13 protein-coding genes and 1 pseudogene are annotated in these 14,291 nt (G+C 70.4%); 9 read left to right on the forward strand and 5 right to left on the reverse strand.

All coding sequences use genetic code 11. The features are described from left to right. The first annotated feature begins 133 nt into the window (after nt 1-133). The 4 genes from mgrA to ACW9PK_RS09270 all read left to right on the forward strand — a co-directional run bounded on the left by mgrA (nt 134) and on the right by ACW9PK_RS09270 (nt 4,020). On the forward strand, nt 134-1,225 hold the full coding sequence (mgrA, locus tag ACW9PK_RS09255; protein ID WP_064847336.1) for an L-glyceraldehyde 3-phosphate reductase: 1,092 nt from the start codon (nt 134-136) through the stop codon (nt 1,223-1,225). Next, on the forward strand, nt 1,222-2,046 hold the full coding sequence (locus ACW9PK_RS09260; RefSeq protein ID WP_457015623.1) for a LysE family translocator: 825 nt from the start codon (nt 1,222-1,224) through the stop codon (nt 2,044-2,046). The genes mgrA and ACW9PK_RS09260 overlap by 4 nt, the downstream gene beginning before the upstream one ends. Nucleotides 2,047-2,224: 178 nt before the next feature. Continuing rightward, on the forward strand, nt 2,225-3,310 hold the full coding sequence (locus ACW9PK_RS09265) for an inositol-3-phosphate synthase (RefSeq protein ID WP_064847334.1): 1,086 nt from the start codon (nt 2,225-2,227) through the stop codon (nt 3,308-3,310). 386 nt (nt 3,311-3,696) lie between these two features. Continuing rightward, a complete protein-coding gene (locus ACW9PK_RS09270) occupies nt 3,697-4,020 on the forward strand; it encodes a flavodoxin domain-containing protein (RefSeq protein ID WP_457015624.1) in 324 nt (107 codons plus the stop codon). On the opposite strand, the gene ACW9PK_RS09275 is transcribed toward ACW9PK_RS09270, so the two are convergent. The 3 genes and pseudogenes from ACW9PK_RS09275 to ACW9PK_RS09285 all read right to left on the reverse strand — a co-directional run. Beyond that, nucleotides 3,980-4,777: a phosphatase gene (locus ACW9PK_RS09275; RefSeq protein ID WP_144931449.1), complete on the reverse strand. Its 798-nt coding sequence runs from the start codon at nt 4,775-4,777 to the stop codon at nt 3,980-3,982. The genes ACW9PK_RS09270 and ACW9PK_RS09275 overlap by 41 nt on opposite strands. 10 nt (nt 4,778-4,787) lie before the next feature. Further along, nucleotides 4,788-5,234: a glycosyltransferase gene (locus ACW9PK_RS09280; RefSeq protein WP_457015626.1), complete on the reverse strand. Its 447-nt coding sequence runs from the start codon at nt 5,232-5,234 to the stop codon at nt 4,788-4,790. Nucleotides 5,235-5,241: 7 nt separating this feature from the next. Then, nucleotides 5,242-5,985: pseudogene (locus ACW9PK_RS09285) on the reverse strand (glycosyltransferase); the annotation flags it as partial. 153 nt (nt 5,986-6,138) lie between these two features. Between ACW9PK_RS09285 and alr the strand changes: the two are divergent. The 4 genes from alr to tsaD all read left to right on the forward strand — a co-directional run bounded on the left by alr (nt 6,139) and on the right by tsaD (nt 10,508). Continuing rightward, complete coding sequence (gene alr / locus ACW9PK_RS09290; protein WP_457015627.1) at nt 6,139-8,091, forward strand: alanine racemase; 1,953 nt, start codon at nt 6,139-6,141, stop codon at nt 8,089-8,091. A 107-nt stretch (nt 8,092-8,198) separates the two neighbouring features. Then, entirely contained in the window at nt 8,199-8,885 is a 687-nt protein-coding gene (tsaB, locus tag ACW9PK_RS09295; RefSeq protein ID WP_457015629.1) for a tRNA (adenosine(37)-N6)-threonylcarbamoyltransferase complex dimerization subunit type 1 TsaB, read from the forward strand. A gap of 11 nt (nt 8,886-8,896) precedes the next feature. After that, complete coding sequence (gene rimI, locus ACW9PK_RS09300; protein WP_286738318.1) at nt 8,897-9,442, forward strand: ribosomal protein S18-alanine N-acetyltransferase; 546 nt, start codon at nt 8,897-8,899, stop codon at nt 9,440-9,442. Then, nucleotides 9,429-10,508 carry a tRNA (adenosine(37)-N6)-threonylcarbamoyltransferase complex transferase subunit TsaD gene (gene tsaD / locus ACW9PK_RS09305; RefSeq protein ID WP_457015630.1) on the forward strand — a complete coding sequence of 360 codons (1,080 nt, stop codon included), beginning with the start codon at nt 9,429-9,431 and terminating at the stop codon, nt 10,506-10,508. Before rimI ends, tsaD begins: the two co-directional genes overlap by 14 nt. A gap of 21 nt (nt 10,509-10,529) precedes the next feature. On the opposite strand, the gene ACW9PK_RS09310 is transcribed toward tsaD, so the two are convergent. Next, on the reverse strand, nt 10,530-11,675 hold the full coding sequence (locus ACW9PK_RS09310) for a glutamate--cysteine ligase (RefSeq protein WP_064847327.1): 1,146 nt from the start codon (nt 11,673-11,675) through the stop codon (nt 10,530-10,532). A gap of 103 nt (nt 11,676-11,778) precedes the next feature. Further along, complete coding sequence (locus ACW9PK_RS09315) at nt 11,779-13,149, reverse strand: class I SAM-dependent methyltransferase (protein ID WP_144931442.1); 1,371 nt, start codon at nt 13,147-13,149, stop codon at nt 11,779-11,781. Between the two features lie 161 nt (nt 13,150-13,310). On the opposite strand from ACW9PK_RS09315, the gene ACW9PK_RS09320 reads away from it, so the two are divergent. Continuing rightward, on the forward strand, nt 13,311-14,291 hold the full coding sequence (locus ACW9PK_RS09320) for a siderophore ABC transporter substrate-binding protein (RefSeq protein WP_457015631.1): 981 nt from the start codon (nt 13,311-13,313) through the stop codon (nt 14,289-14,291).

Here is a 14,291-nt window from a genome sequence, read left to right on the forward strand (position 1 = left end):
GTGCGGCGGGATTCCATGGGGGCCCGCGCGGGCCCCGCCGCGGCGCCGTCGTGCGGGCTGCTGCACCGGGCCCGAGACGTGACCGTTACCTGCTTCGAGTCAGCCCCACCCGCAAGGTGGCACACTGGACCCCATGCTGACTTTTGGTGAGAACACCGTGTGGACCGCGGCCGAGGACCGCTACGAGACCATGCCGTACCGGCGGGTGGGCAACTCCGGGCTGAAGCTGCCCGCGCTGTCCCTGGGGTTGTGGCACAACTTCGGCGACGACACGCCGCTCGCCACCATGCGTGCCACGCTGCGCCGGGCGTTCGACCTGGGGATCACGCACTTCGACCTGGCCAACAACTACGGCCCGCCCGCGGGCTCCGCAGAGCTGAACTTCGGGCGCATCCTACGGGAGGACTTCGCACGGTACCGCCAGGAACTCGTGATCTCCACGAAGGCGGGGTGGCAGATGTGGCCCGGCCCGTACGGCGGTGTGGGCGGTTCACGCAAGTACCTGCTCGATTCCATCGACCAGTCGCTCGAACGCATGGGCCTGGACCGCGTGGACATCTTCTACCACCACCGCCCGGACCCGGATACTCCCCTCGAGGAGACCATGGGTGCCCTGCACCATATCGTGCGCTCGGGCCGCGCGAGCTACGTGGGGATCTCGTCCTACAGCGCGGACCTCACGCTCGCCGCGCAGGGGATCATGCGGGAGCTGGGCACTCCACTGCTCATCCACCAGCCCTCGTACTCCATGCTCAACCGCTGGATCGAGCAGCCGGACGAGCACGCGGACGGGAAGAACCTGCTGGGCGCGCTCACGGAAGCGGGCATGGGCTCTATCAGCTTCTCCCCGCTGGCCCAGGGCATGCTCACCGACAAGTACCTGAACGGTGTACCCGAGCACTCCCGCGCGGCCGCTGGGAAGTCACTCAACCCGGACTGGTTGAGTGAGAACACCCTGGATCAGATTCGGGAACTGAACGCGATGGCCCGGGACCGCGGGCAGACGTTGGCCCAGATGGCGATCGCGTGGGTGTTGCGTCCGCAGGCGGAGGGACAGGTCACGACGGCGCTCGTGGGCGCGTCCTCGCCCGAGCAGATCGCCGATTCCGCCCGCGCCGTGCAGAACTTGGACTTCTCCGACGATGAACTGCAGCGGATCGACGAGCTGGTCTCGGACGCGGACATCAACATCTGGGGGGCGGCCACCGAGTCCAAGCACGTATGACCGCGGCGCAGTACGCCGCGCTGCTGGGACTGTGGATCGCGGGGATCATCTCCCCGGGTCCGGACGTCCTGGTGATTCTGCGCAATGCGTTCCTCACCACACGTGGCAAGGCCATGCTCACGGCGGCGGGGGTGATGGTCGGCAACCTCATGTGGATCACGCTCTCGCTCACGGGTGTGACGCTGGTGATCAACAGCAATCATGTGCTCAAACTTGTGATCCAGATCGCCGGTGCCCTGTTCCTGGCGCGCATGGGCTACGGATCCCTGCGCGCCGGGCTGGCCACGCGCGCGCTGAATCGCGGTGGAACGGGTCACGCGGAGACCTCGGATCCCGAGGCACGAGCGGGCCTCGCCGCGCGGGTCTGCACCGACGGGCAGGACGGCCCCGGCGGTTCGGCCGGATTCAGCGGACCAGTGGACCCCGACGTCGCCGCGAGCCCCGCCGCATCCGCGGGCACCATCGGGGGTCCCGCGTTCTCCAAGGCCGGAGGTCTGCTCGGGACCCGCCACTTCACATCGGGCAAGGCCCTGCTCCAGGGGACGATCACCAACCTGGCCAACGCCAAGGCGATCGTCTTCTTCATCGCCCTGTTCGCGACCGTTGTCCCCGCGGACATCCTGTGGTGGGAGGGATTGATCGCCCTGGCGCTCCTCATGGCCGTGGGCCTGGCATGGTTCCTGGCCGTCGCGTGGTTCGGTTCCGTCCCCGCGCTGGCGCGGCGGTTCCAAGCGCGTTCGGCCGAGGTCGAGATCGCGGCCGGGGTCGTGTTCCTGCTGGTCGCGGTGTTGTTGCTCGTGGAGGTCGTCCTGGCCGAGTGACCGTGCAGTGTGAGGGCGGCAGCGGCGTCGTCGTCACGGCGGTGCCCGGGCGAGGCACGTCCGAGCGCGGGGCTAGACTGTGGAGTCGGTTGCGTGCGGCGTGGCACGGCGGGATGCGGTGCCCACGCACGAACGCGCGAGGTGCGCGTGGCCGTCATCACCCGAGCTGAGGAGAACCGTGTCCGAAAATCCCATCCGAGTGGCCATTGCCGGTGTGGGCAACTGCGCCACATCGCTCATCCAGGGCGTCCACTTCTACCGGGACGCAGACCCCTCCGAGACCGTGCCCGGGCTCATGCACGTGCGCTTCGGTGACTACCACGTGGGGGACGTGCAGTTCGTGGCCGCGTTCGACGTGGACGCCGCCAAGGTGGGCTTGGACCTCTCCCAGGCGATCCTGGCCTCCGAGAACAACACCATGGAGATCGCAAAGGTCCCCAACCTGGACGTGAACGTGCAGCGCGGACCCACCCTGGACGGGCTGGGCCAGTACTACCGCGAGACCATCACGGAATCGGACGCCGAGCCCGTGGACGTCGCGCAGGTGCTGCGCGAGCGCGAGGTGGACGTGCTCGTCTCCTACCTCCCGGTGGGTTCCGAGGAGGCCGACCGCTACTACGCGCAGGCCGCGATCGACGCCGGTGTGGCGTTCGTCAATGCCCTGCCCGTGTTCATTGCCGGGACCGACGAGTGGGCGCAGAAGTTCACGGACGCCGGCGTGCCGATCGTGGGCGACGACATCAAGTCCCAAGTGGGCGCGACCATCACCCACCGCGTGCTGGCCAAGCTGCTCGAGGACCGCGGCTACGTCCTGGACCGCACGTACCAGCTCAACGTGGGCGGGAATATGGACTTCAAGAACATGCTCGAGCGCTCGCGGCTCGAGTCCAAGAAGATCTCCAAGACACAGGCCGTGACGTCCAACGTGCCGCACGAGATGCGGGCCAAGGACGTGCACATCGGCCCCTCGGACTACGTGGGGTGGCTTGACGACCGCAAGTTCGCCTTCGTCCGCCTCGAGGGCCACGGCTTCGGCAACGCCCCGATCTCGCTCGAGTACAAGCTCGAGGTGTGGGACTCGCCCAACTCCGCCGGTGTGATCATCGACGCGATCCGCGCTGCGAAGATTGGCCTGGACCGCGGCATCGGGGGACCGCTGACCTCGGCGTCCTCCTACTTCATGAAGTCCCCGCCCGAGCAGTTCGACGACGACACCGCCCGCGAGAACGTGGAGAAGTTCATCCGCGGCGAGGTCGAGCGCTGATCGTCCCGTAGCACCTCACGACGACGCCGCGAGGGCCGTCCGGCACGTACCGGGCGGCCCTCGGTCGCGTCCGGGGGCGCGCGTCCTGCCGCTGGCCCGGGCCCGCCGGTGCGGCGGCCCGGGTCCCTGGGGGCGGGCGTACGGCCCGGCCCTCGCACGGTGCAGCGAAAGATCGCCGAGCCCTCGGCGGACGCGCGCGCCAGGTCCGCGACCGCCCGGACCCGCCGGGGGCACGGTCACGCCCCGCGGCCAGGCCAGCACGATCGATTCCCGTTCGTTCCCCGGGGACACCGGGCGGCACACCACGGGTAGTCCCTCCCGACTCAACTCCGTCCCCACGCCCAGGAACGGATCCCGCCGCGCTGGACACCTCCCACCCGCACGTCGTGGTGTGTTCCACGTACGGGGACGGCGAACTGCCCACGTCCGCGCGGGCCTTCGCGACGGCAGTGGCCGAAGGAGCCGCGGATCTGAGCGGCGTGCGCTACGCGGCGTTCGGCCTCGGGAACCGCACGTACGGGGAGACGTTCTCGCGCGGCGTCGTCGTGCTGGACGAGACCCTCGCGGCAGCGGGCGCGTCCCGGTTCGGGGACGCGGGTCGGGACGACGCCGCCGAGGGCCGATCGCCCGCGCGGCAGGCGTGCGACTGGCTGGACGGCATCGTCGAACTCAGCCGCGTTCCTGCCCCGCGAGCCCCGCACGGGAAATGATGTAGTCCACCACGGGGTCGTAGAGGTGCGGGGGGACGTTGTCATCCAGCGGGACCACGACCTCCACCTGCCCCTGGGCCTCAGCGACGAAGATCCCGGGGTCGTTGCAGTCACCCATCGCGATGGTGGACAGCCCCGCCCGCGAGCCCGCGTGCCCGGCCATCCCGTGATCGGCGATCACGAGGTCCGGCGCCTCGCGGCCCTGGTCCCGCAGATGATCGAGGACCAGCTGCATGGGCTCGGGGAAGTGGGTGTGGCGCAGGCCGCCGTACTGCTCGACCATCACGACGTCCTCGATCTGGCGGACGTCCCCGTCCTCGAACGGCAGGGCCTCGTCGAAGCGCAGCACGCGCGCCCCGGACTTGCGGGCCACCCGCGCGAGCCGGGCGTACACGGGCGCGAGGCCGGAGGGATGACCGGTCGCGAACAACAACCGCTTGCGGCCCTGCACCGCGCGGCTGAACAGCTCGGCGTAGCGGTCGAGTCCGGCCACGCACAGCTGCGCGGAAATGAAGTCCTGGCCCTCGGCGTACTCGGGGTCGTCGTTGATCCCCACGCGGTCACGCATGAGCTCGAAGACGGAGTCGAAATCCCAGTCCCTGGTGCGCTCGACCCCCATGTGCTGGTGCTGGTCCCCGTCCAGGAAACCCTGGATGTTGCGGAGGTTGGCTTCACGGGGGGTCGCGACGGCCCCGGTGATCCGGGAGCGGTCCAGGTAACGGGCAAGGGAATCACGGCTCAGGTACGCGGTGGTCACACGGGAAAGTTTAGGCGTCGTGCTCGCGCGCCGCACAGGCGAGGTAGGCCGCAGCGTGCTGCGCGGCGACGTCGTCCCACGTCAGTTCGCGCGCTCGCAGCCGAGCGGCGTGTGACATTGCTCGCCACGCGCCCGGGTCCCGGGCCGCGCGGTACAGTGCGTCCGCCCAGCTCGCGGGCTCGCGGTCCGGGACGAGCCGGCCGGTCTCACCGTCGCGCACGGCGTAGCGCAGTCCGTCCACGTCCGTGGCCAGGACGGGCGTCCCGCACGCCTGGGCCTCGACCGCCACGAGCCCGAACGTTTCCGACGACGACGCCACGGCCACCGCGTCCACCCGGCCCATGAGTCGGGCGAGGTCCTCGCGGGGCAGGGAGCCGCGGAAGTCGACGGCGCTCGCCACGCCCCCCCGCGTCCGCCAGCTCGCGCAGGTGGGCCAGGAAGCCGGGGGAGCCCACACCGGCCAGGATCAAGCGAACGGGAACGTCGGGGTGACTGCGGTGCAACTCTCCGAGCGCGCGGACCAGGATCTGCTGTCCCTTGAGGGGTTGCATGCGTCCCGCGGACAGGACGGTGAAGGGCCCGTTCCGTAACTCGTCCCGTTCGTCCGGGACCGGCGGGTGGAAGACCTCGGGGTCCACCCCGGGCGGGATCACGACCACGCTCGCCGGATCCGCGCCGTACAGCTCCACGACCTGCCGCTGTTCCGCGGGGGTGTTCACCACGGTGCGGCAGGCGTGGGCGATCAGTTCTCGTTCGGCGGCCTCCCGCTCGGCCGGTTCGGGGGACTCGTCCGATCCGGCGCGCAGGTTCTTGGCGGCGGCGGAGGTGTGCAGGGTCAGGACGAGGGGAGCCCGGAGGAAGCTGGCCACGTGGAGCCCGGCCACGCCGGAGAGCCAGTAGTGGGCGTGCACGACGGGCGCGGCGTCGTCGGCGTAATGCTGTGCGAGGGCCTCGCCGAAGGCACGAGCGAACCGGGGCAGGCCCTCCTTGGGGACCTCTGCGGCGCCCGCGAGCGCCACGGTGAGCAGCCGCACGCCCGGGGCGAGGTCCGTCGTGCGAATGCCGGGGGAATGGGACGGATCGCGATCGAGGGTGGCCATGTCCACGGCCCAGCCCGCGTGGGCGAGCGCGTGGGCTAGGTGCCACACGTACACGTTCATGCCACCGGCGTCTCCGGTCCCGGGCTGGTCCACGGGGGACGTGTGCATGCTCAGCAGCAGGACACGGGGCCGATCGGGAGAGGACACGCGACCAGCCTACTGGGGCGGCGTACCGCGACCGCCCGCCCGGGAACGAGTGCGCGTGACTCGGGCGGGGCCGGGCGCGCCGGCGGCGCAGGGCACAATGGAATGGTGAGTGCGATGACAGACCGACAGCCCCGGCAACCCAGCGAACGCAGCGCGGTGGTGGACCTCTCCGCCGTGCAGCACAACGTGCGGCGCCTCGCGGAACTCGCCCGGGGGCGCACGCTGATCGCCGTGGTCAAGGCAGATGCGTACGGCCACGGGGCGGTTCCGGTGGCGCGCGCGGTGCTCGCCGCCGGCGCCCATATGCTCGGCACGGCGCACGCGTCCGAGGCGGTCGCCCTGCGCGACGCGGGCATCACCGCCCCCGTGCTCGCGTGGCTGCACACCCCTGCCACGGACTTCGAACAGGCGCTGCGACGCGACGTCCGCCTGGGTCTCAACGGGTGGGAGCTCGACGCCGTTCTGGCCGCCGCCCGCGACACGGGCACCCCGGCCACGGTGCACCTCAAACTCGATTCCGGGCTCGGCCGCAACGGTGCCACGGTGGAGGAGTGGCCCGGGTTCGTCGAGCGCGTGGTGGCCGCTCAGAACGCCGGTCTGCTGAGCGTGGAAGGGATCTTCACGCACCTCGCCGTCGCGGACGAACCGCAGCGCGAGGCCGAGACCGTTGCGCAATTGCACGCACTCAGCGATGCGGTGCGGATCGCGCGCGACGCGGGCCTGGACCCCACCCTGATCCACGCGGCCAACACCCCCGGATTATTCGGGGCACAGGACATGGCGGATCCCGATCTCATGCTCTGCGACGCCGTGCGGGTGGGGCTGGGCCTGTATGGGCTGAGCCCGTTCGCGGATCGCACCCCCGAGGACTTCGGCCTGCGCCCGGCCATGACCCTGCGGGCCCGTGTGGCCAACGTCAAAGCCGTTCCCGCGGGCCACGGGGTCTCGTACGGTTTCGCGTACCGTACCACCGGGCCCACGCACCTTGCGCTGATCCCGCTGGGCTACGCCGACGGCGTTCCCCGGGTAGCCACGGGCACCCCCGTGCGGATCGGGGACCGGGTGTACCCCGTGGTGGGGCGGATCGCGATGGACCAGTGCGTCGTGGACCTGTCGCGGGGCGGGGAGCCCGCGGCGTCGTCGTCCGGATCGGAACCGCCCGGAGTGGACTCGTCCGCGGCGGAACCGCCCGTGCGCGTGGGGGACGAGGCCGTGCTGTTCGGGGCGGGGGAGGACCCGTCCGCCACGCGGTGGGCGGATGCCGCGGGGACGATCAACTACGAGATCGTCACGAGGATCTCGCCGCGCGTACCCCGGGAGTACGTGAACGCTCCCGATGCCGACGGCGTCGGAATAGCCGGGAGCGCGGCCGACGGTGCCGCCTGGACCGTGACTCGGCATCCCGACACCGCTCATGACACCCGGGTGCTCGCCGAGCGGGTGGCCGAGCACCTGCGGGCCGGGGACCTGGTCATGCTCAACGGTGACCTCGGCGCCGGAAAGACCACGTTCACCCAGGGGCTCGGCCGGGGCCTCGGGGTGCGCGACGGGATCATATCCCCCACGTTCGTGTTGAGCCGCGTGCACCCCAACGATCCGGACGGGCCCCACCCGGGCGGACCCGATCTCGTGCACGTGGACGCCTATCGCTTGGACTCCGCGGCGGACGTGGACGACATCGACCTCGAGGACACCGTGGACACGTGCGTGACCGTCGTGGAGTGGGGGACCGGCAAGGTGGAACACCTCAGCGATTCCCGGTTGGTGATCGACATCGTCCGGGCGCGGGGTACGCAGGACGGGCCCGGTTCGGCGGATCCGGTGTCGGACGCGACGGGTGCGGAGTCCACCGTGGGGACCACGGACGGTGAGGACCCCGCGGATCTCCGTGGGGCGGTGCTCTCCGGCGGATCAGGTTCCGACGGAGAGGGCCATTCCCCCTCCGCGGCGGACGTGATCCGCGCCCTCAACGACGAGTGGAAATCCGCGGAGCAACTCAGCGATGAACCGCGCGCGGTGATCGTGCGCGGCTACGGACCCCGCTGGGCGAACCCCCTCCAGCTCTGACCGTGCCACGGCATGCCGGGGCGAGGGGTCGCCGGGGCCCGGAGTGATTGCGCCGAGTGGTCACCGGGGGCCCGGGGCGGTGACGGGGGCGGGCTTAGACTGTTCGGGTGCTTGTGCTGAGTCTGGATTCCTCGTCGATCGCGTCCGTGGCACTGTCCCGGGACGGTGAGGTCCTGAGCAGGTTCGACACCACCGACACCCGATCCCACGCCGAGGCCCTGGCTCCGGCCGTCCAGGACCTCATGACGGAGGCGGGCCTCACCGGCGCCGACCTGGACGCCGTGCTCGTGGGAACCGGTCCCGGTCCGTTCACGGGATTGCGAGCCGGACTCGTGACCGCTCGCACGCTCGGCTTTGCGTGGGACGTCCCCGTCCACGGGATGTGCTCCCTGGACGCGGTGGCCTTCCACGTGGCTCCCGCGGCGCTCGCCGCCGGGCACACCGAGTTCGTGGTCGTCACCGACGCGCGCCGCAAGGAGCTCTACCGCAGGAGCTACCGGGTGCACGAGGACGAGCTCGGCCCCGTGATCGCCCCGACCGACGATCCGCGCGTGGGTGCTCCGCAAGATGTTCCCGCGCTGCCGTGCTACGGCTCCGGTGCGGGGCTCTACCCCGATCGGTTGTCGCACACGGTTCCGGGGTTCGCGGAGCTGCACCCCTCGGCCGCCGATCTGACCCGGGCCGCATGGGCGCTCACGCGCCGCGGTCACGAGCTGAGCACCGACACGTCCCCCCTGTACCTTCGCGATTCCGACGCCAAGGTGCCCGCATCCCCCAAGCGAGCCACCCGATGACGGGCCACCCCATGACGGGAGGGCACGCGGCTGCGGTGGGAGCGGCGTCGTCGTTACCGGCGGGCTATGCGCTGCGGCCCATGCAACCCGGGGACCTCGAAGACGTGTACGCGCTGGAGACCGTCCTGTTCCCCGAGGACGCCTGGCCCCGGCACATGTTCCACGAGGAACTGACCCACCCCACGCGGCAGTACTGGGTGCTCACCCGGGACCGGGAGATCGTGGGCTACGCGGGGATGATGAGCATCCCGCCGGTCGCGGATGTGCAGACCATCGCGGTCGCGAAGGACCACGAGGGCAAGGGCCTGGGCAGTGCCCTGCTGCGCGTGCTGCACGAGGCCGCGATTCGCAGCGGCGCCACCGAGATAATGCTCGAGGTGCGGGCGGACAATCCGCGGGCACAAGAGCTGTACCGCCACTTCGGCTATCACCACATCCACACCCGGGCGCACTACTACGGGCCCGGCCACGACGCGCTGATCATGCGCTGCGAATTGGTCCCCGCGAAGGAGCCCACCCGCAGCGCGGACGGAAGGACCATTCATGAACACCGCTGAACCGCTCGTCATGGGCATCGAGTCCTCGTGCGACGAGACGGGTATCGGGATCGTGCGGGGCACCGAGCTGCTCACCAACACGGTGTCCTCGTCCATGGCCGAACACGTGCGCTTCGGCGGCGTGATCCCCGAGATCGCCTCGCGCGCGCACCTCGAGGCGTTCGTCCCCGCGGTGCGTGCTGCGCTCGACGACGCCGGTGTGACCCTGGACCAGCTCGACGCGATCGCCGTGACCTCCGGGCCCGGGCTCGCCGGGGCGCTCATGGTAGGCGTCGCGGCGGCCAAGGCACTCGCGGTGGCCACGGGCAAACCCCTGTACGCGATCAACCACCTCGTGGCCCACGTGGGGGTGGGTCTGCTCGACGACCGCGGTGAGCTGCCCGACGGCCTGGGCGCGCTGCTCGTCTCCGGGGGCCACACCGAGATCCTGGCCGTCCCCGACATCACGAGCGACGTGCGGCTCCTGGGCGCCACGATCGACGACGCCGCCGGCGAGGCCTACGACAAGGTCGCCCGCCTGCTCGGCCTCTCCTACCCCGGTGGGCCAGCGATCGACAAGGCCGCGAAGGACGGCGACCCGACGGCTTTCGCGTTCCCCCGGGGGCTGACGGCGGGCAAGTACATGGGGTCGGCCGAGAATCCCGGTCCGCACCGTTACGACATGTCCTTCTCCGGCTTGAAGACGGCCGTGGCCCGCGTGGTCGAGGCGTTCGACGCCGCCGATCAACCCGTCCCCGTGGCGGACGTGGCCGCAAGCTTCCAGGAGTCGGTCGTGGACGTGATCGCGCGCAAGACCGTGCTGGCGTGCACCGAACACGGGATCACCACGCTTCTCATGGGCGGGGGCGTGGCCGCCAATTCCCGGTTGCGAGAGGTCGTGACCACGCGGTGCGGTGAGCACGGGATTCCCGTGGTGATCCCGCCGCTGTCCCTGTGCACCGACAACGGGGCGATGGTCGCGGCCCTGGGCTCCCGGCTGGTGGCGCAGGGCCGTCAGCCCACCGGGATCTCGTTCACCGCGGACCCCGGCCTGCCGGTGTCCACGGTGTCGATGCCGGCGGCGTAGTCCTGCCGGGCCGTATCCGGATCAGCGTTCCGAGCGGTTGCGCTCCACGATGTCCATGACCACGGCGCGCAGGTCCCCGCCGTTCTCCCGGGCCACGCGCCGTTGGCGCTGATAGCCCACGGCCCCGCTCATCATGGTCTCCACGTGCGCGAGCTCGCGGGCGCAGCCGAGCTCGTCCGCGAGGGGTTCCAGGTCGGTGAGCAGATCCGCGAGGTCCTCCGTGACCAGGCGCTCGCGATTGCGGGTGTCCCGGATCACCACGGCCTCGAGACCGTAGCGCGCGGCGCGCCACTTGTTCTCCTGGTGGTGCCACGGGGGCATCACGGGGATCGTCCCGCCGTCGTTGAGGGAACGGGAGAAGGACTCCACCAGGCACTGCGTCAGTGCGGCGATCGCGCCCACCTCCCGCAGGGTCGAGGGACCGTCGCACACGCGCATCTCCACGGTCCCGAAGCGGGGGACGGGGCGGATGTCCCAGCGGTTCTCGGAGATCTCCTCGATCACGCCGGTCTCGATGAGGTCGTTGACGTAGGACTCGTACTCGCCCCACGTGTCGAAGTGGAAGGGCAGCCCCGCCGTGGACAGCTGCTGGAAGATCAGTGCCCGGTGGGACGCGTACCCCGTGTCCTGGCCGCACCAGTACGGCGAGTTCGCGGACAACGCGAGCAGGTGGGGGTAGTAGTTGAGCAGGCCCTCCAGGACGGGCAGGGCCTTGTCCCGGTGGTCGATGCCCACGTGCACGTGGGCCCCGAAGATCACCATCTGCCGACCCCAGTACTGCGCCCGGTCCAGGACCTTGAAGTAGCGTTCCTTGTCCACCACGGGCTGGTCCGCCCACTGGGAGAACGGATGGGTCCCCGCGCCGAAGATCTCGAGGGACCGAGGATCCGTGATTTCCCGGATCCGGTCCTGGGTGTCCGCGAGCTGGTCCACGGCCTCGCCCACGGTGTCGCACACACCGGTCACCATCTCCACGGTGTTCTGCAGGAACTCGCCCGTGACATGGGGGTGGTCCCCCTCCTCACCGAACTGCGGGTGCTGCGCCACGAGGGCATCGAGGACCTCCTGGCCGCGCGGGGCGAGCTCGCCGCTCTCGCGCTCGACCAGGGCGACCTCCCACTCCACACCCAGGGTGGAACGTTCGGAGCTGTGGAAATCAATCTGCACGGCGTGGTCCTCTCATGGGTGCACCGGGATCGGCGGTCGTGACCTGAACCGGGACGTCGTTGCCGACCACCGGGGTGTCGCGCGCGGTCCGAACACAGGGGTATCAGTGTACGAGGTTTACGGCGAGCACCACGCGCCGTTCCTTCCCCGCCTGTTCGAGTCGCGTCATGACCAGGGTCGCTCGCTGCGAACCCCGGGGTGCAAGTTGCTTACGCAGTTGCTCGGGGGTCACGTCCGTGCCGCGTTTCTTGATCTCCAGGGTCCCCACGTCCTGCTCCCGCACCCACTTCTTGAGGGTCTTCACGGTGTGGGGCAGCACCTCGCGCACCTCGTACGCGGTGGCCAGCGGGGTGTGCACGAGCGTGTCCGAGCTCAGGTACGCGATCGCGGGATGGATCAGACGCGCTCCGATGCGCTGCGCGAGATCGGTCACGAGCCCCGCGCGGATCACCGCGCCGTCGGGCTCGTAGAAGTACTGCCCCACCGCGCCCAGCAGTTCCCCTTCCGCCGCGGGCGACTCCCACGTCGCGGAGGTCAGTTCGGCCGCCGACGACGCCGCGGCACCGTCCCGGGATGCGTCACCGCTCCGGCCGTCTCCGGCACCCGGCGCGTCGTCACCCGGCACGAGCGTGTCGTCGGCGGCGCCGGGAAGGCGGGGTGCGCCGTCGTGCCCGAGGACCAGGGCGGCACGCGCGACGCCCGGGCGGCGCACGGCGTTGAACCACAATGCGACCTCCACGACGTCACCGTGCTGCGAGATCCACTGGGCCTCCGCGGCGCGCGGGACGTGCTCGTGGGGGATGCCGGGACCGAGCTTGGCGCCCACGGAGAGCCCCCGGTCCGCGAGGTCCGTAACGAAGGACAGGGGAGGGGAGAAGGCCTCCGGGTCGAACAACCGCCGCGTGCGCCCGTGACCCGAGACCCGGCGCGCGGGGTCCAACCACACGCCCTGCGCGGGACCGGACTCAAGGGCGTCCAGGTCCAAGGACTGCGCGTCCGCGCACACGACGCGAGCGCGCGGCCACCCCGTGAGGTTGACGGTCGCCACGGCCGCGGTGACCGGGTCCCGCTCGACCGCGGTGACCGTGCGCTCGAGCGCGGCCAGGGCCAGCGAGTCCGCGCCGATCCCACATCCCAGGTCCACCACGTGCTCGATCCCCGCTTGCGCGAACCGCTGGGCGTGCAGGGCGGCCACCGACCACCGGGTGGCCTGCTCCACACCGTCGCGCGTGAAGACCATATGACGGGCGAAGTCCCCGAACTTGGCGTGGGCCTTGGCGCGCAACCGGGACTGGGTGAGGACCGCGGCCACGAGCTCCGGGTCATGGCCCTGTGCTCGCAGGGACTGGGAGAGCGCGAACGTGGCGTCCGGGTCGTAGGGGCCCAGCGAATCCAGCAGCCGCATCCCCCGCGGGGTCAGCAGCTGGGCGAGGCTGCGGGTCTCGGCGTCGTCGGGGGCGGTGGAGGCGTTCACACGTCCATCACATCACGGCGCGGGGAAGCCGCGGCGAACGCGCGGGCCGCGACGCCCGTCACAGAGCTATTTACATTACGATCCGCATCCCTAATTAGGTTAGGCTCACCTAGTGGCTGGCCGCCCGTAACAGACGACCCCGCGAGATTGCGAGAAGATCCATGTCCATGAACCGATTGATCCCCGGTGTGGCGCTGAGTGCCGTGGCGGCACTGGCCCTCGTGGGATGCGGTGCCAACGCCCAGAACGCCTCCGACACCCAGGCGTCCTCGGCCACCGTGACCGTCACGGACAACAAGGGCGAGCAGACCGTTCCCGCACCGCCGCAGTCCGTGGTGGCCACCGACAACCGGGTGTTCGAGACGCTCGCGGACTGGGGCGTACAGCTCAAGGCCGCCCCCAAGCAGCTGATCCCGAACGACATCTCCTATGCGAACGACGACGCCGTGGTGGACCTGGGTTCGCACCGTGAACCGAATCTCGAGGCGATCGCCGGGGTGGACCCGGACCTCGTGATCAACGGGCAGCGCTTCGCGCAGTACTACGACGACATCAAAAAGCTCGTCCCGGACGCCGCCATGCTGGAACTGGATCCGCGCGACGATCAGCCGCTGGACGAGGAACTCAAGCGCCAGACCACGGCCCTGGGCGAGGTCTTCGGCAAGCAGGAGGAAGCCCGCCGACTCACCGACGGGCTCGACCAGGCCGCCCAGCGCGCCAAGGACGCCTACGACGGCCAGTCCACGATGGGCGTGATCGTCTCCGGTGGTGACATCGGGTACGTGGCACCGAGCAAGGGACGCACGATCGGCCCGCTGTTCGACATGGTGGGGCTGCAGCCCGCGCTGAAGGTCGAGGGCTCCGACAACCACCAGGGGGACGACATCTCCGTGGAGGCCATCGCCCAGTCCCGCCCGGAACTGCTCATCGTGCTGGACCGTGACGCGGGCGTGAAGACCTCCGAGGGTGCCAGCCCGGCGTCCGAGGTGATCGAGAAGTCCGAGGCCCTCAAGGACGTCCCCGCGGTGAAAAACGGCAACGTGGTCTACCTGCCCGCGGACACCTACACGAACGAGGGGATCCAGACCTACACCGAGATCCTCGACGACATCGCGGAGAAACTGGGAGGTCGGAGCAACTGA

The organism is Kocuria sp. MNB10 (genome assembly GCF_054073685.1).

Coding starts and splice junctions, on each gene's coding strand:
- rimI (WP_286738318.1), top strand. CDS start 8,897: ATGACGGGAGGGCACGCGGCTGCGGTGGGAGCGGCGTCGTCGTTACCG.
- ACW9PK_RS09260 (WP_457015623.1), top strand. CDS start 1,222: ATGACCGCGGCGCAGTACGCCGCGCTGCTGGGACTGTGGATCGCGGGG.
- mgrA (WP_064847336.1), top strand. CDS start 134: ATGCTGACTTTTGGTGAGAACACCGTGTGGACCGCGGCCGAGGACCGC.
- tsaD (WP_457015630.1), top strand. CDS start 9,429: ATGAACACCGCTGAACCGCTCGTCATGGGCATCGAGTCCTCGTGCGAC.
- alr (WP_457015627.1), top strand. CDS start 6,139: ATGACAGACCGACAGCCCCGGCAACCCAGCGAACGCAGCGCGGTGGTG.
- ACW9PK_RS09320 (WP_457015631.1), top strand. CDS start 13,311: ATGTCCATGAACCGATTGATCCCCGGTGTGGCGCTGAGTGCCGTGGCG.